The following is a 16,432-nucleotide window of genomic DNA, read 5'->3' as shown; positions in this document are numbered from 1 at the left end:
GGGAGGAAAACACCACACGTCATTGCCCGCGACGGCCGAACAGGCCGGCCGCCGCATTCAGGGAAAAATGCCTGAGTGGAGGTCAGCTCTCATGGGTAGTCGCGCCGGAGGAAGACGCACGGGACCGAAATGCATCGCCATCGTCGGTCCCTTTGCCAGCGGTAAAACCACTCTTCTTGAAGCCCTTCTCGCCCGCACGGGCGCCATTCCCAAGCAGCAACCAGTATCGTCGGGCAACACCGTCTCCGACCATTCGGCCGAGGCCCGGGCTCACGCCATGAGCGTCGACGCGGTCTTCGCCACCACGCAGTTCATGGGCGAGAGCATCACCTTCGTCGATTGCCCCGGCTCGGTCGAGTTCGCCTTCGAGGCTGACCCGATCCTTGCCGCCTGCGACCTGGCGGTCGTGGTCGCCGAGCCTGACGAAAAGAAGATCCCCGCCTTGCAGCTGATCATGCGCAAGCTTGACGATCTCGGCGTGCCACGCATCCTGTTCCTCAACAAGATCGACAAGGCGACATCAGGCGTGCGCGATGCGCTCAAGCTGCTGCAGCCGGTCAGCCGCACGCCCTTGCTGCTGCGCCAGATCCCGCTGCGCAAGGACGGCGCCGTCGTCGGCTCGATCGACCTCGCGCTGGAACGCGCCTACATCTACCGCGAATATGCTGAGAGCGAGATCGCCGAGATCCCCGGCGACGAGAAGGCGCGCGAACTCGAAGCCCGTTTCGCCATGCTCGAGACGCTCGCCGACCACGACGACCAGCTGATGGAGCAGTTGCTTGAAGAGATCGAGCCGCCGAAGGACGAGATTTTCGACGACCTTGCCGCCGACCTGCGCGATGGCGCCGTCACCCCGGTGCTGATCGGCTCGGCCGAAAAGGGCAATGGCGCGCTCAGGCTGTTGAAGGCCATCCGCCACGACGCCCCCGACGTCGAGGCGACCCGCAAGCGGCTCGGAATAGCAGAGGGCAGTGCAGCCATAGTGCAGGTGATGAAGACCATCCACACCTCGCATGCCGGCAAGCTGTCGGTATCGCGCATCCTGTCCGGCCAGGTCACCGACGGCGCCGAGCTCTGGCTCAACACCACCGACACAGCGAAGGTTTCCGGCATCTATCGCATGCTTGGCAAGGACCAGTCCAAGCTCTCCAACGCCGGCGCCGGCGATACCGTGGCGCTCGGCAAGCTCGACAACGTTGCCACCGGCCAGACGCTGACATCGGCCAAGGGCGGCATGAAGCCCCTCGTCAGGCTCGAGCCGCCGAAACCGGTCTATGCCTTCGCGCTGCGGCCCAAGGAGCGCAAGGACGAGGTCAAGATGTCGGCCGCCATCCAGCGCCTCGCCGAGGAAGACCCCTCGCTGACCCTGCATCACAACCAGGACTCGGCCGAAACGGTGCTGTCGGGCCATGGTGAAATGCATCTCAGGGTCGTGCGCGAGCGTCTCGAAGGCCGCAACCAGATCGCCGTCGAAGGCTATGCGCCGGCGGTGCCCTATCGCGAGACGATCCGCAAGGCCGTCCAGCAGCGCGGCCGCCACAAGAAGCAGTCGGGCGGCCACGGCCAGTTCGGCGACGTCGTCATCGAGATCAAGCCGCTGCCGCGCGGCTCGGGTTTCGAGTTCACCGACACCATCACCGGCGGCGTCGTGCCCAAGCAGTATATCCAGTCGGTGGAGGCCGGTGCGCGCGACTTCCTCAAGATCGGCCCGCTCGGCTTTCCGGTCGTCGACATCGCCGTCAACCTGTCGGACGGCTCGTTCCACAGCGTCGATTCCTCCGACATGGCTTTCCAGATGGCGGCCAAGATCGCGATGAAGGAGGGCATGCCAAGCTGTTCGCCGGTTCTGCTCGAACCTGTCATGAAGGTCGAGATCTTCACGCCGTCGGATGCCACCGCGCGCATCATCGCGCTCGTGCCCCAGCGCCGCGGCCAGATCCTCGGCTACGACGCGCGCGCCGACTGGCCGGGCTGGGACGTGGTCGAGGCGACGATGCCGCAATCCGAAATCAGCGACCTGATCATCGAGCTGCGCTCGGCGACCGCGGGTGCTGCCACCTACCGCGCCGAGTTCGACCACATGGCAGAACTGACCGGCCGCCTCGCCGACGAGGCGATGCAGTCGGCCGGCAAGGCGGCGTGACATTGCAAGGACCGGACGGCGCCAGCGGCCGTCCGGTCCTTGCTGCTCACGCTCTGTTGATCTTGGATTGGGCAAGACACTGAAACGCGGCAGCGTTCGCATACGTATGTGAACGTGACCACGTTGATTTCGCGGTCCGCAGGGGCGACCTTGCGAGCCGACTTTTGGAGAACCGAGCATGGCATTCGTACACCGCCGCCCGTCCTGGGCAATCAGCGAGGCTCAGGCCACGCCCGAGGAGATGTTCCTCAACCGCCGCTCGATTCTCGCCGGCATGGGGCTCGGCCTTGCAGCCGCCACGCTGCCGCGGCCGGCTCGCGCCGAGGACAAGGACCCGACCGCCGACCTCTATCCGGCCAAGCCGAACACAACCTACAAGCTCGACCGCTCGCTGACGCCCGAAGAGATCAACGCCAACTACAACAACTTCTATGAATACGGCACCTACAAGGAGATCGCCGCCAACGCACAGCAGCTCAAGACGCGGCCCTGGGAGGTGCAGATCGGCGGGCTGGTCGACAAGCCGATGACGCTCGGCATCGACGACCTGATCCGAAAATTCCCGCTGGAGACGCGGCTCTACCGCCACCGCTGCGTCGAGGCCTGGTCGATGACCATTCCGTGGAGCGGTTTTCCGCTCAAGGCACTGGTGGCGCTCGCCAGTCCCAAGGCAGATGCAAAGTTCATCCGCTTCGAGACCTTTCTCGATCCAGAGATGGCGCCCGGCCAGAACGACTTCGTCTACCCATGGCCCTATGTCGAAGGTGTTACCATCGAGGAGGCGGCACTCGACCTGCCCTTCCTCGTCACCGGCGCTTATGACAAACCCCTGGGCAAGCAGTTCGGCGCGCCGCTACGTCTCGCGCTGCCGTGGAAGTATGGCTTCAAGTCGATCAAGTCGATCCGCAAGATCGACTTCGTTGCCGAGCAGCCTGTCGGTCTCTGGGAAGCGATCCAGCCGAGCGAATACGGCTTCTGGGCAAACGTGAACCCCGAGGTGCCGCATCCGCGCTGGAGCCAGGCCAGGGAGCGTGTGCTTCACACCGGAGAACTGGTGCCGACCCAGTTGTTCAACGGCTATGGCGCCGAGGTCGGCCAGCTTTACGCCGGCAAGGACCCGGCCAAGCTCTACATGTGAGCCCTACCCGGCCTCGACCTCGACGTGCCACCATTTCGGCCGCCCGTCCTCGAACGAATGGGCGGTCGGCATCAGCTCAACCGCGCCAGGCTTGTCGAAGACACCGAGCAACAATGCCACGACGGGTTCATCGTCGACTGCGCCAAGCGAACTGCCGCAGGCGGGACAAAAGGCGCGGCTCGAATAGTCCGAAGAGCGATAGAGCGATGGCACACCACCAGGTCCGGTCCACCTGACCTCCCCGCTGGCAAACTCAACCCAGGAGGCGGTCAACGCACCGGTGTGGCGCTGGCAGGAACGGCATGAACATGTGTGCGGCTTGGCGGCACGCCCGAGAGCCTCGAAGCGAACGGCACCGCAAAGGCAGCCGCCGGAATAGGTTGGCAGCTTTGCTGCCGATACCTTGCTCATGCTGTCCCCCACGAATGCTTCTGCCAGTGATCAGGAAAACGGAATCACAGGCTCTCGCCCGACGTAAAACACACGTCCCGGAAAAAACAAAAGCGGTGCCCGAGGCAATCCTCGGGCACCGCTTTTTTGCGGACCGTTCCGCGGGAGGCGGGACGGCAGGTCCGCCGCTACGTGGCCAACGTCTTGGGTCGTTGGCAATCTGCTGGACGCGGCGCTTTGCCTGAGCCCTGGCTCGCACGGGTGATGCCCCCATCTCCCGGCGCGCCATCACCGCGTCCAAGCAAAAACTAGGCGCGTCAGTGTGTTCGGGGAACGTTACCCGGGGTTACATGTCACTGTTACGTGGGCTGGATCGCCTGGAAGCGGGCAACAAAAAAGCCGGATCCAAGAAGATCCGGCTGAGTTTGTTTGGAAGTGCCGATTAAGGCTAACCTCCAGAGGGGAACACTCGAGGGCGCTAATGGGAGGAGGAACGCGCCCTGGAGATGATCAATATATGTGCTCTCCATGCCCAACAAACAAGCATCTATTTTGCAACGCACGCATGCAAAAAGGCACGAGCTGTGGTCCAACAATGTTAGAGGCCCGATAGGACCAGAATTTGCGGCGAAATACGCAAGATGTCGATGCTGCAACGCACTTTGGAGCGGGGATTTTCAGCGAAAGTGCCACCGAATTCCATGCTGCAGTGCAATGGCGCCGGTTCGGGCAGCACCAGGCCATTGTTGCGGCAGAAACGGCACCATGCGCAATCTCCAAGCAACACGATCAATGGGAGTGCAGGCTTTGCGCAAACCATCCGCAGTGCTCGGCAGCGCCGTCTTCTTCCTGGCCGCACCCGGCATCGTTGCCGGCCTGGTTCCCTGGCTGCTCACGGCAAACCATGGCCTGCCCCTGGCCAGCGCGGCGTTCGTCATCTCAGGTTCAATGCTCGTCGCGGTCGGGCTCGGCGTGCTGCTGCATGCCTTCGCCCGCTTCGCTGTGGAGGGTTCGGGCACGCCTGCCCCGGTCGCGCCGACCGAACGGCTGGTCATCGGCGGCGCCTATCGCCACGTCCGCAACCCGATGTATGTCGCCGTACTGGCGATCATCCTCGGCCAGGCGCTGATCTTCGCGCACGGGCCGCTCGTTGCCTATGCGATTGCCATCGGCGCCGCCATGGCCGCCTTCGTGCGTTTCTATGAAGAGCCGGTCCTGACGCGCCGCTATGGCGCGCAATACCAAGCCTACCGCAACAACGTGCCCGGCTGGCTGCCGCGCCTCACGCCGTGGCGCGGCGATGGCTGATGCCGTGCCTGGGAACCGGGCCTCAGAAGGCCCAGCTGCGTGCCTTGGAGATGACGAAGTCGCGGAACACGTGCAGCTTGGCCTGTTCCTTCATCGTGTCGGGATAGGCGAAATAGGTGTCGAAGGACGGCACCTCGGTTTCGGGCAGGAGCTGCACCAGCCCGTCGTCCTTGCCCACGACATAGTCGGGCAGCATGGCGATGCCGGCACCGGTCTGCACCGCCTTCTTGATCGACAGGATGTCGTTGATCTGCAGCGTCGGCACGCGCTGACCGCCCTCGAAGTCACCGACCGTCTCCAGCCAGTTGAGTTCGCTCAGATGCGTCGGCACCGGCAGGCCGAAGGTGACGATGCGGTGGCTCTTGAGCTCGGCGATCGACGCCGGCTTGCCAAATTTGTTGACGTAGGCCGGCGAGGCATAGAGGTGGAAATGCACGGTGAACAGCCGGCGCTGGATCAGGTCGGGCTGCTGCGGCTGGCGCAGGCGGATGGCGCAGTCGGCCTGGCGCATGGTCAGGTCGAGCTCCTCGTTGGCGAGGATCAGCTGCAGCTGGATGTCGGGATAGAGTGCGAGGAACTCCTGGATGCGCTCGGTCAGCCAGCCGGCGCCGAGGCCGACCGTTGTCGTCACGCGTAACACGCCCGACGGCCTGTCCTTGGTCTCGGTCAGCCTGGTCTTGATCGTCTCGAGCTTCATCAGCACGTCGTGGGCGGTGCGGAACAGCATCTCGCCCTGCTCGGTCAGCACCAGGCCGCGCGCGTGGCGGTGGAACAGAGGCACGCCGATGTCGTGCTCGAGCGCGCTGACCTGGCGTGAGATGGCCGACTGCGACAGCCTCAGCGTCTCCGCCGCATGCGTGAAAGAGCCAGCCTCCGCCGCTGCGTGAAACACGCGCAACTTATCCCAATCCAACGCCATTTTTCCCCTCTTATGTCAGGCGTCTGGCCGGCCTATTCGGCCGCTTCGCGATGCACTTCAATTCCCGCGAGATACTTTTCAGCTTCGAGGGCGGCCATGCAGCCAAGGCCCGCAGCCGTCACCGCCTGGCGATAGATGTCGTCGGTCACGTCGCCGGCGGCGAACACGCCCGGCACGTTGGTGCGCGTCGAGTTCGCCTCGGTCCAGAGATAGCCGTTCGGCTTCTGCTTCAGCTTGCCGACGAACAGCTCGACCGCCGGCGCATGGCCGATCGCCACGAATACGCCGTCGGTCGCCATTTCGGTGACAGCACCCGTGTGTACGTTCTTGAGCCTGATACCGTTGACCGAAGGCGGCAGCGGCTTCTGCGCCGCAGCACCGACGATCTCTTCGACTGCGTGATCCCAGATCACCTTGATATTGTCCTTGGCAAACAGCCGCTCCTGCAGGATGCGCTCGGCGCGGAAATGGTCGCGCCGGTGAACCACCGTCACCGTCTTGGCGAGATTGGAGAGGTAGAGTGCCTCCTCAACCGCCGAGTTGCCGCCGCCGACCACCACCACGTCCTTGCCGCGGTAGAAGAAGCCGTCGCAGGTGGCGCATGCCGAAACGCCAAAGCCCTGGAACACCTGCTCGCTCGGTAGGCCGAGCCATTTGGCCTGAGCCCCGGTGGCGATGATCAGCGCGTCGGCCGTGTAGATCGTGCCGGAATCGCCCTTGGCGCGGAACGGCCGCACGTCGAGATCGACCTCGGTGATGATGTCGTGGACCATCTCGGTGCCGACATGCTCGGCCTGCGCCCGCATCTGCTCCATCAGCCAGGGCCCCTGGATCGGTTCGGCGAAGCCCGGATAGTTCTCGACGTCGGTGGTTATCATCAACTGGCCGCCCTGCTGCATGCCAGCGACGAGCATCGGCTTGAGCATGGCGCGCGCCGCATAGATCGCTGCCGTGTATCCGGCAGGACCCGAACCGATGATGAGGACTGGCGCATGTTTGGCGGTCATCGTGGGGCCTTCGTGGTCGATGAAAAAAGCAGCACCCCGCAAGACGGGGCGCAGATCGCCTCTAATCTAGGTGTTCACCCCTGCCCCGCGCAAGGCGACAAGATGTTACTCCCCCGAAAGCTTGATCTCCGAGGGAACGCGCCCATGCCCCGCGGCGATTTCTGAAGCTTGGGCTTCCCAATGGCTGCGAGTAGTTTAATTACAAGGATGCGCAAGATTCTTGCGCAAGACCTGGAGCGAACATGCCGATCAAGGCCGACCTCGACGCCATCGACTGGAAGATCCTGCGCGAGTTGCAGGATGACGGCCGCATGACCAATGTCGAACTGTCGCGCCGCGTCGGCATCTCGGCGCCGCCCTGCCTGCGCCGGGTCAAGCGGCTGGAGGACGAAGGCATCATCCAGCGCTACCGCGCCTTGCTCAACGCCCCTGCTCTCGGCATGGACGTCGTCGCCTTCTGCCTCGTCGGCCTCAACCGCCAGTCCGAAGTCGACCTCAAGGCCTTCGCCGACCGCACGCGCAACTGGCCGATCGTGCGCAGCGCCTGGATGGTCTCGGGCGAATCCGACTTCATGCTGCACTGCCTGGCTCCCGATCTCGGCACCTTCCAGACTTTCGTCATCGAGGAACTGACCTCGTCACCCAACGTCGATACGGTGCGCACCGCACTGACGATCCGGCAGGTGAAGGATGAAGGACTGGTGGGGATTTAGGGGCGGGACGCTCCTTCGGCAGCGTCCGAATGGACATGGACGGCGGTCTCATCTAGAAGGTCGCCTGCTCCTCAGGCGATAATTTCACCACGATGGAAGTTGGGCCGTTTCCGGCTAGAAGAAACCGGACGAAATGGTCATTGGCTCGGCTCCCAAGGTTAGAATGTGGTTCGCAGTGAGTTACAAGTGTATTCATGAACGTATTTGGCGAACAGGCTGAGAGCGGAGCAGAACGGTAAGATGCCGAATTCAGGTCTGGACAATGCAGTCAATGTGATCTGCATAAAATGGGGATCGCTCTACGGCCCGGAATACGTCAACAATCTGCGCCGCGGCGTCGCTAAGCATCTGAAGCGTCCGCATCGCTTCGTCTGCTTCACGGACGATACCACCGGGTTGGACAAAGATATCGAGGCGTTGCCGCTCCCCACTCTGGACTTGCCCACCGGCCGACAAGACAGACGTTGGCGCAAGCTCGCTCTTTTCCGCCGCGATCTGGCCGACCTGCAAGGCACGACACTTTTCCTCGACCTCGACCTCGTGGTCGTTGATGATCTCGACCCCTTCTTCGAGCAGCCGGGCGAATTCCTCATCATCCGTGACGATGATCTTTTCCGGAGCAAGCCGCTGCGCAAGCTCAATCGAAAGCGCGATCGCTTCCTTGCGTCCGTAGGCAACAGTTCCGTGTTTCGCTACGAGATCGGCGCCCATGCCTATATTCTCGACGCATACGTCGCCGATCCGGCCGGCGCGCTCGACCGGTACGAGATCTCCCAGCAATTCCAGAGCGCGCAGCTTGCGGCGCATGGCAACCTGCAATACTGGCCACGCGAATGGTGCGTCAGCTACAAAAACCATTGCGTGCCTCGCCACTTCAAGAGCTTCCTGCAGGACCCGACCGTGCCGCCAGGAGCGCGCATCGTCGTCTTCGCTGGCAGCCCGAAGATGAGCGAGGTTCTGGCCGGCGGCGGACAGCGCTGGTATCGCCGGATCGGCGACACGGAATGGCTGCGAAAGCATTGGGAAAGCTAGGCGCCATGCTCAATATCCCGGCAAAATTCAAAGCGCTGAAGAAGAGCGTCAGGCTCAAACGGGCATTGAAGGAGATTGATGACCGGTCAGCGTCCCTTGGGGGGGCCCGGACACACGGCCTGCCGAAGCCTCTGATTGTCTCTCTGACGAGCTACCCGGGGCGCTTCGACACGTTGGCGCTCACGCTGAAGTCGATCCTTTTTCAGACTGTCCGACCAGACACGACCATCCTGTGGGTATCCCACGAGGATTACCCGCTGGTACCCGAGAACGTTCTCGAACTGCGCGGGCACGGCCTTGAAATCGCCACCTGCACCGACATGCGGGCCTACACGAAAATCATACCCACACTGCAAAACCACAAGGATTGCTTCGTCATCACCGTGGACGACGACGTCTACTACCGGGCGGATTGCGTCGAAAAGCTCACAGTCGCATACAATCCTTCCAAGAGGCATGTCATATGCCATCGCGCGCACCGGATCGCTGTGACAGGCAATGGTGATCCAGCACCCTACGTGGATTGGCGACGGGATATCGCACCGGCCGCAACCTCTCCGCTCATCTTTCCGACGGGCGTGATGGGAGTTCTCTACCCGCCGGACGCCTTCCATGAGGACGTATGTAACGTCGCGCTCTTCTCGGAGTTGAGCCCGAGCGCCGACGACGTATGGCTATATTGGATGTGGCGGATGAACGGACATGTCGGCGAAAAGCTGCCGGGAAAGGCCAAGATCATAGACTGGCCAGGCAGCCAGACGACGTCATTGCAGGCCGAGAACCTCATCGGCGGCGCGAACGACCGGTGCATCCAGAATATGGTCAGGAAATACGGGTTTCCGCGTTCGAGCTGACAGGTTTGGAGCGAACCAGGACGAAAAGCATGCAGACAAGCGTCATCATCTCCACCTACAATTCACCGCTCTGGCTCCAGAAGGTGCTGTGGGGCTATTTCGCCCAGGACCGCCATGATTTCGAACTCGTGATTGCCGATGACGGCTCCAGTGACGAAACCCGCGAAATGCTCGCGGCGATGGCGCCCAACAGTCCGGTCCCGATCGCACACGTCTGGCAGCCCGATGAAGGTTTCCAGAAATGCCGGATACTGAACAAGGCGATCGCTGTAGCGCAAGGCGAACGCATCCTGCTCACCGATGGCGACTGCGTGCCGCGCCGGGACTTCGTGGAGGTGCACACGCGGTTGGCGCAACCGGATCGCTTCCTGACCGGCGGCTATTTCAAGCTTCCGCCCAACGTGTCCAAGGCATTGACGCAAGACGACATTGCCGGACAGCAGGCGTTCAACGCCTTCTGGTTGATGCGGCACGGGCTTCCCTTCACCTCTAAGCTGCTGAAAGTAGTAGCCACAAGTCCGTTCGACGAATGGCTGAACCGGCTATCACCGGCACGGCCGACCTGGAACGGCCACAGTGCGTCATGCCTTAGGAGCCAGGCGATCCAGATCAACGGCTTCAACGAGGACATGCAATATGGCGGCCTCGACGTGGAATTCGGCCTTCGTCTGCGGCATGTCGGCATAGAACCCCGGCACATCCGCTACTCCGCCATTGCCCTCCATCTCCATCATGGCCATGGCTACGTCACTCAGGGGATGAAAGAGCGGAGCCATGGGGTCAAGGAAAATACCCGCCACAATAGGCTGACCTGGGCTGAACGGGGCTTGAGCCAATGGCTTGATTCAAGCAATCGCGCGACGCTCTTGAGAGATGATCGGCTTACACGCTTCTGAAAGACAGGGCAGTGTCGCAAAATCAGAGATGAAATATTCAAAAACGAAACCGAATACTCGCGGATCGTTCATCTTTATTAATTCATTAGAAGTTCAAATTTCTTCAGGAATTCCGTATTCGCACTTCTGCAATCCATTAGTGCACTCTGGTGAAGATTTCCCTTTCCGACATGTTTCCTCCAATCCTTAAAATCCAAGCAATTCTCGTATTTGTATCTAAAGTCTAAGAATTTGCTAGAGTTTTGAATAGCAATCACTTTCTTCCCGAGCAATGTCGCCCAATACAACCCGTGATAACTGTTTGTTACAACATTATCACCGGATCCAATTATATTAATGCATTTTAAGAAGTAACTTTCAGAATTATCCTTGCTTCCTTTGCTAATATTATAGATATTTGGAACGCTTGAGAATTCATCTCCAAATTGACTAGATTCGTGACCGTGAAGAAACGCGACACACTCGTATTGACTAGGAATTTTTTCGTCAAATACAGGATGCAAGCAACTTACACAGGGAACCCAATCGTATGGGTTTGGGTAATCACGGAGTCCAACCAGCCGAAACTTCTCAAACGATGATGGATAAGGGCTGGAACCAACCCCGTCCAACCATTCGCGAAATCCCACAGTCCTGTTATGGCCAGCGCCCCATACAACCACGTCGCCTCCACGATCAGCGAACATAGTCAGAAATTCAATGACCTTGTCGTGTACATCGTGACGGTCCAGTCCAATTAGGCCACCGCCGCCAAAACAGACAATTTTCCCCTCAAGGAGCTTCAAAAGAAATTCAGACCCGCCAAATTTAGATACTTCCAATATTTCCTTGCTGCTCAATTCGATAGAGTTATGAGCCGTAAACCTATCAAAATACCTTACCGGGCATGACATGAGGTCGCCAATATTATTGGTAATTGAATGGATGAAAATAAACTCTGATCGTTCGATCTTTCTGTATAATCGTTTGAAATAAACGTCACCAAAGGGCCGGATACCTCTGGCCTTTCGCAATATTTTATCCAGATTCAACGGCAAGATATTACCTACTTCCGCTTAATTTGACCACGCTCAACAGGCGCTCGCAACAGCTTTTTCAGTCCAACTATTTCTCCGACCTTTCCCGACACGCTTGTGATCGATCCGTTCGGAAAAGGCCTGATTTCAGCGACTGCTGCTGCTCATCGTGCTTCTTCACCCAGTTCTCGCCATGCCAACCATCCGCTGCAAGCGAACCGCACGGTTTCAGGCTTCATCCGCGGCCGGCCCACACTCGCTCGTAGACCTCACATATTCCCGCGGCTTCGTCCTCGAGGCGGAATCTTCTCGCCACATCCTCGCTCCCCGCAGCCCCATGCGCCTCGGCCAACGCCGGATCGCCGAGATATGGCCTGATCGCCTCTCGCAGCGCGTTGCCATCGCCGGCCTGCACCACGACGCCCGTGCTGCCGGGCGTCACGATTTCGGAATAGGACCCGGCATCGCTTGCCACCACCGCCGTGCGCGAGGCCATCGCCTCCAGCGGCGTCAGGCCGAACCCTTCATTGCGCGAGGGCGCGACATAGAGCGTCACCCTGCGGTACCACACGGCGACATCAGGCACCTCGCCGAGGAACAGGATCCGGTCGGACAGTCCGGCCGCAGCGATGCGCTGCTTGAGTTCGTCGGCGAAGCCCTTGTGCTCCGATGTCACGCGGCCGGTGATCACGGCCGTCCATTGCGGATGATCGGGCAGAAGCGCAATCATCGCATCGACGAACAGGTCGGTGCCCTTGGAGTGACGGACCCGGCCGAAGCAGCCGATCGCACGTTGGCCGGGCAAGCCGGCAGCGGAAAACGCATCATCCGCCGTGCGCGCGGGATGAAATTTTTCAAGGTCCACGCCATGCATTACGACCTTGTGCGGCACTTCGAGGAAGCCTCCCGACAGCCGGCTGGTGGCGATCACGCCATCCATCCTGCGGATCAACCATTTGGTGAAGGGCCGATGGTCGCGCTGGGCGGCGGAGGTGAACACCAGCCTGAGCGGCGCCCGAAAGACGTGGCGCAGCACTAGGCCCGCCACCATCTCGATATTGCGCCTCGCGTGCCAGATGCGCGGCCGCCGCGAGGCCGGACGCCTCAGTAGCGACGGCAACTGCCACCAGCGCATGGTCGGCAGGCTGTCGGGCAGGCCCGGCCCGAACACGGCGATGCCGAGGTCGCGCGCCTGCACCGGCACCAGTTGCACGATGGTGCTGGTGACGCCCGAAAGCCGCTTCTTGAGATTGGGCGCGATCACCTCGATGCGCGCCATGTCGACCGCGCCGGATTTTTCGGCGCGGTTGTTTGCTTTGTTCATCGTGTCTGATCCGGCATCGCCACAGCCAATGCCGCCTGTTGCCTCAGATGAACTGCACCTGGACGATTTCGTAGCCGCGTGCGCCGCCCGGCGCGTTGACCTCGATGGCGTCGCCGACTTCCTTGCCGATCAGCGCGCGCGCGATCGGCGAGGAGATCGAGATGCGGCCCGACTTCACGTCGGCTTCCTGGTCGCCGACGATCTGGTAGGTCTTTTTTTCCTCGGTATCGTCGTCGACGAGCACAACGGTGGCGCCGAACTTGATCTTGTCGCCGTTCAGCTTGGTGACATCGATCACCTCGGCGCGCGCGATCAGGTCCTCGAGTTCGTTGACCCGGCCCTCGTTGAGGCTCTGCGATTCCTTGGCGGCATGGTATTCGGCATTCTCCGAAAGGTCGCCATGCGAGCGCGCCTCGGCAATGGCCTCGATGATGCGCGGACGCTCTTCCTGCTGGCGCCAGCGCAGCTCTTCCTTCAGCGCGACGAATCCACCCGCCGTCATCGGAACCTTGTTCATAGTCGACCTCTCCTGGCCTTTGCCGCGCGGCTTGCCTATTGCTGCCGCGAGGCACAAAAAAAGAAAACGGTCCGGCAGCCTCGGCTAACGGAACCGTCTCACCTCTATCTCCGGCGAATATAGCAATCCTGCCGCAGAATTCACGTCAAAAAATTCGTTTACCACCATAGACCTGTTGGTGCAGACAACCTGAGCCGTCCCCGCTTCACCCGCTTGTGATTGCTTTGATGCTCTATCCCCGTTGCCGCGCCGGCCTTTCCACCTATGTCCGATAGATGAGCAACAGCACGCCGCTACTCGCATTCATGTTCGCCCTGGTTGGTTCGCCGGCCCTCGCCGAGAGCCAAAGCTACAACACAGACAACGTCACGCTGCGCGCCGACGTCATTACCGATGGGCTCGACCACCCCTGGGGGCTCGACTTCCTGCCGGGCAACGAAGCCATCGTCACCGAACGCTCCGGCAATATCCGCATCCTGTCGCAGGACGGACTGTCGGCGCCGGTGGCTGGAGTGCCGAAGGTCCAGGTCCGCGGCCAGGGCGGCCTGCTCGACATCGCCGTCGCACGCGACTTCGAACGTTCCGGCACCATCTTCTTCAGCTTCTCCGAGCCCGGACGCGGCGGCGCGGGCACGGCCCTTGCCCGGGCGAAGCTGGTCCGGGAAGGTGCTGCCGCACGGCTCGAAGAGGTGAAAGTCATCTTTTCGATGAACCGCAAGAGCAATGCCGGACAGCATTTCGGCTCGCGAATCGTCGTCAACGACGACGGCACGCTGTTCGTCACCACCGGCGACCGCGGCGATGGCAACCGCGCCCAGGACATGCACGATCACGCCGGCGCCGTCATCCGCATCAATGCCGACGGCTCGGTTCCGGCCGACAATCCCTCGCCCGACGGCAAGGTCATGGCGCCGGAAATATGGTCCAAGGGCCATCGCAACCTGCAAGGTGCAACCTTCGATCCGGTGCTGGGCGGGCTGATCACCGTCGAGCATGGTGCCCAGGGTGGCGACGAATTGAACCGCCCGCTGGCCGGCAGGAATTATGGCTGGCCGGTCATCACCTACGGCAGGGACTATTCCGGCGAAAAGATCGGCGTCGGCACATCAGCCAAGGGTTACGAGCAACCGCTGTATTACTGGGACCCGTCGATCGCTCCTTCCGGGCTCGCCAGCTATCAGGGCGACATGTTCCCGGAATGGAAAGGCGACCTTCTCGTCGGGTCGCTGAAATTCGAGTTGCTGAGCCGCCTCGACCGCGACGCCAAGGGCAACGTTCTCGACGAGGAACGGATGCTCGACGGCGCGTTCGGCCGAATCAGGGATGTCAACGTCGCCCCGGATGGCTCGGTCTGGCTGCTCACCGACGAAAGCAACGGCACCATCGTCAGGCTGTCGCGGGGGGATTAGGGGCAAGGCAATAAGGCAGTAGGGGAATAGGGCAGTCAGTATTTGCCCTAGAGCCCTACTGCCTTACAGCGCCGGCTACCCCCGCAGATAGGCGTCGATCTGTTGTTCCAGCAGGCCGTATTCGCGGCAGCCCTTGCCGCAGCGCTTCCCGATCTCCGACAGTTGCACGCGGGCAGCCGCGACATCGCCGAGCATCAGGTGCGCCTCGCCCATGTATTCGCGCACCAGCGTGTAGTCGGGATTGTTGCGCAGCGCTTCCTGGTAGTAGCCGAGGCCGACGAGCACGCGGCCGGCCTTGCGGTGCGAATAGCCGAGATAGTTGAGGATGCGCGGGTCGGCCTTGTCGGCGGCAAGCGTCAGCACCTTGATCGCCTCGTCATACTTGCCGTCCATGGCAAGTGCACGGCCCGCCGAATAGAGGCTGTCGTCGTCGATCATGCCGGCCTTGGGCGGTTCGCATTTCTTGGTCTTCTTGTTGTAGACCATGCCGTTGTTGCATTTCACCTCGTCGCCGCTGCTGCTCCCGCCGCTATCGGCCGAGAACACCGGCGCCGCCAGCAAGGGCAGCGACACGACAACGCCAGCAAGCACTTTCGCAATTCGGGTCTGCATCGCTACCTCCTAAAATGTGCCCATCGCCAGAGTAACGCATTTGAGGCCGCATTTCATCCGAGCCATGTTGCCGGAGCTGCATGAATGCCGGCTCCGAGCAGCATTCCAAGCCTAGCTCTTGAGATAGGTTTCGATCTGCTCGGCCAGCAGGCCGTATTCGCGGCAGCCCGCCCCGCAGCGCTTCTCGATCTCCGACAATTGCAGCCGCGCCCCGCCGACGTCGCCGAGCGTCAGGTGCGCCTCGCCCATATATTCGCGCACCGGCATGTAGTCGGGATCGTTGAGTATCGCCTCCTGGTAATAGCCGAGCCCGACCAGGATTCGCCCGGCCTTGCGGTGCGAATAGCCGAGATAGTTGAGGATGCGCGCATCGGTCTTGTCGGCGGCGAGCGTCAGCACCTTGATCGCGTCGTCATACCGGCCGTCCATCGCAAGCGCCCGGCCCGCCAGGTACAGGCTGTCGTCGTCGATCATGCCGGCCTTGGGCGCTTCGCACTTCTTGGTCTTCTTGTTGTAGACGAGGCCGGTGCGGCACTTCACCTGGTCGCCGCCGTTGCCACCGCCACCGCCCATACCCCCGCCGGAATTGCCGCCGCCTGAATTGCCGCCTCCGCCACCATCGGCGGAGAATGCGGGAACGGCAAACAGCGGCAAGGACACCAGCGCCCCTGCCAGAAGTCTCAGAAATCGCGTCTGCATGGCTACCTCCACCGATGCGTCCTCGACAAGGTCAACGCATCGAAGGCAGCATTTCGTCCTGCCTCAGCCGCGGAAAATCAGCGCCGCCCCGCCGGCGATCAAAGCGAAGCCCATGGCGTGGTTCCAGGTGATGCCTTCCTTGAGATAGAACACCGAGAAGATCACGAAGACACTGAGCGTGACCACCTCCTGAATCGTCTTCAGTTCCGCCGCCGTATAAAACTCGTGGCCAATGCGGTTGGCCGGCACCGCCAGCCAGTATTCGAAGAAGGCGATCAGCCAGGAGAAAATGACCGCCGCATAGAGCGGAGCCGCCTTGAACTTCAGGTGCCCGTACCAGGCGAACGTCATGAACACGTTGGACGCGATCAGCATCAGCACAGGAAGAACCTTGGGCGAAAGCAGAAAAGCCATGGGGAAATACCGTCTGGAGGGGGGAGGAAGGCGCGCTATAT

17 protein-coding genes are annotated in these 16,432 nt (G+C 61.4%); 8 read left to right on the top strand and 9 right to left on the bottom strand.

The annotated features are described in order from the left end of the window. Positions 1 to 91 precede the first annotated feature (91 nt). Both GGQ99_RS00745 and msrP read left to right on the top strand, forming a co-directional pair. Complete coding sequence (locus GGQ99_RS00745) at positions 92 to 2,143, top strand: elongation factor G (protein ID WP_183259978.1); 2,052 nt, start codon at positions 92 to 94, stop codon at positions 2,141 to 2,143. A gap of 178 nt (positions 2,144 to 2,321) precedes the next feature. Beyond that, complete coding sequence (gene msrP, locus GGQ99_RS00740; RefSeq protein WP_183259975.1) at positions 2,322 to 3,281, top strand: protein-methionine-sulfoxide reductase catalytic subunit MsrP; 960 nt, start codon at positions 2,322 to 2,324, stop codon at positions 3,279 to 3,281. Between the two features lie 3 nt (positions 3,282 to 3,284). Here msrP and GGQ99_RS00735 read toward each other — a convergent pair whose 3' ends face one another. Further along, entirely contained in the window at positions 3,285 to 3,692 is a 408-nt protein-coding gene (locus GGQ99_RS00735; protein ID WP_183259973.1) for a GFA family protein, read from the bottom strand. A gap of 786 nt (positions 3,693 to 4,478) precedes the next feature. On the opposite strand from GGQ99_RS00735, the gene GGQ99_RS00730 reads away from it, so the two are divergent. Then, a complete protein-coding gene (locus tag GGQ99_RS00730) occupies positions 4,479 to 4,979 on the top strand; it encodes a methyltransferase family protein (protein ID WP_183259972.1) in 501 nt (166 codons plus the stop codon). Between the two features lie 22 nt (positions 4,980 to 5,001). On the opposite strand, the gene GGQ99_RS00725 is transcribed toward GGQ99_RS00730, so the two are convergent. Continuing rightward, positions 5,002 to 5,898: a LysR family transcriptional regulator gene (locus tag GGQ99_RS00725; RefSeq protein ID WP_108607380.1), complete on the bottom strand. Its 897-nt coding sequence runs from the start codon at positions 5,896 to 5,898 to the stop codon at positions 5,002 to 5,004. A 32-nt stretch (positions 5,899 to 5,930) separates the two neighbouring features. Then, positions 5,931 to 6,905 carry a thioredoxin-disulfide reductase gene (trxB, locus tag GGQ99_RS00720; RefSeq protein WP_183259969.1) on the bottom strand — a complete coding sequence of 325 codons (975 nt, stop codon included), beginning with the start codon at positions 6,903 to 6,905 and terminating at the stop codon, positions 5,931 to 5,933. 242 nt (positions 6,906 to 7,147) lie between these two features. Here trxB and GGQ99_RS00715 point away from each other — a divergent pair, with 242 nt between their 5' ends. From GGQ99_RS00715 to GGQ99_RS00700, 4 genes are all read left to right on the top strand, one after another. Next, positions 7,148 to 7,618: an Lrp/AsnC family transcriptional regulator gene (locus GGQ99_RS00715; protein WP_055970335.1), complete on the top strand. Its 471-nt coding sequence runs from the start codon at positions 7,148 to 7,150 to the stop codon at positions 7,616 to 7,618. A 240-nt stretch (positions 7,619 to 7,858) separates the two neighbouring features. Beyond that, positions 7,859 to 8,650: a hypothetical protein gene (locus tag GGQ99_RS00710; protein ID WP_199914593.1), complete on the top strand. Its 792-nt coding sequence runs from the start codon at positions 7,859 to 7,861 to the stop codon at positions 8,648 to 8,650. After that, the gene (locus GGQ99_RS00705) at positions 8,623 to 9,504 is read left to right on the top strand and encodes a hypothetical protein (protein ID WP_210307720.1); all 882 of its coding nucleotides are present in this window, start codon (positions 8,623 to 8,625) and stop codon (positions 9,502 to 9,504) included. The genes GGQ99_RS00710 and GGQ99_RS00705 overlap by 28 nt, the downstream gene beginning before the upstream one ends. Before the next feature lie 29 nt (positions 9,505 to 9,533). Next, on the top strand, positions 9,534 to 10,400 hold the full coding sequence (locus GGQ99_RS00700) for a glycosyltransferase family 2 protein (RefSeq protein WP_183259967.1): 867 nt from the start codon (positions 9,534 to 9,536) through the stop codon (positions 10,398 to 10,400). A gap of 77 nt (positions 10,401 to 10,477) precedes the next feature. Here GGQ99_RS00700 and GGQ99_RS00695 read toward each other — a convergent pair whose 3' ends face one another. The 3 genes from GGQ99_RS00695 to greA form a co-directional block, all read right to left on the bottom strand. Then, positions 10,478 to 11,437 (bottom strand): glycosyltransferase family protein, encoded by a 960-nt coding sequence (locus tag GGQ99_RS00695; protein ID WP_183259965.1) that lies wholly within the window; start codon positions 11,435 to 11,437, stop codon positions 10,478 to 10,480. 214 nt (positions 11,438 to 11,651) lie between these two features. Continuing rightward, on the bottom strand, positions 11,652 to 12,740 hold the full coding sequence (locus GGQ99_RS00690) for a glycosyltransferase family 4 protein (RefSeq protein WP_246389358.1): 1,089 nt from the start codon (positions 12,738 to 12,740) through the stop codon (positions 11,652 to 11,654). A gap of 43 nt (positions 12,741 to 12,783) precedes the next feature. After that, positions 12,784 to 13,257: a transcription elongation factor GreA gene (greA, locus tag GGQ99_RS00685; protein WP_055970348.1), complete on the bottom strand. Its 474-nt coding sequence runs from the start codon at positions 13,255 to 13,257 to the stop codon at positions 12,784 to 12,786. A 275-nt stretch (positions 13,258 to 13,532) separates the two neighbouring features. Here greA and GGQ99_RS00680 point away from each other — a divergent pair, with 275 nt between their 5' ends. Next, positions 13,533 to 14,666, top strand: coding sequence for a PQQ-dependent sugar dehydrogenase (locus tag GGQ99_RS00680; protein WP_183259964.1), 1,134 nt, complete (start codon positions 13,533 to 13,535; stop codon positions 14,664 to 14,666). A gap of 75 nt (positions 14,667 to 14,741) precedes the next feature. Here GGQ99_RS00680 and GGQ99_RS00675 read toward each other — a convergent pair whose 3' ends face one another. The 3 genes from GGQ99_RS00675 to GGQ99_RS00665 all read right to left on the bottom strand — a co-directional run bounded on the left by GGQ99_RS00675 (position 14,742) and on the right by GGQ99_RS00665 (position 16,391). Then, entirely contained in the window at positions 14,742 to 15,278 is a 537-nt protein-coding gene (locus GGQ99_RS00675; RefSeq protein ID WP_183259962.1) for a tetratricopeptide repeat protein, read from the bottom strand. Positions 15,279 to 15,389: 111 nt separating this feature from the next. Beyond that, positions 15,390 to 15,977 (bottom strand): tetratricopeptide repeat protein, encoded by a 588-nt coding sequence (locus GGQ99_RS00670; RefSeq protein ID WP_183259960.1) that lies wholly within the window; start codon positions 15,975 to 15,977, stop codon positions 15,390 to 15,392. A gap of 63 nt (positions 15,978 to 16,040) precedes the next feature. Beyond that, positions 16,041 to 16,391 carry a DMT family protein gene (locus GGQ99_RS00665; protein ID WP_108607373.1) on the bottom strand — a complete coding sequence of 117 codons (351 nt, stop codon included), beginning with the start codon at positions 16,389 to 16,391 and terminating at the stop codon, positions 16,041 to 16,043. Between the last annotated feature and the right edge of the window lie 41 nt (positions 16,392 to 16,432).

Source organism: Aminobacter niigataensis (assembly GCF_014200015.1).
GTDB lineage: Bacteria > Pseudomonadota > Alphaproteobacteria > Rhizobiales > Rhizobiaceae > Aminobacter > Aminobacter niigataensis.
The sequence above is the reverse complement of the archived record's forward strand: the minus strand, read 5'-3'. Positions and strand labels throughout refer to the sequence as shown.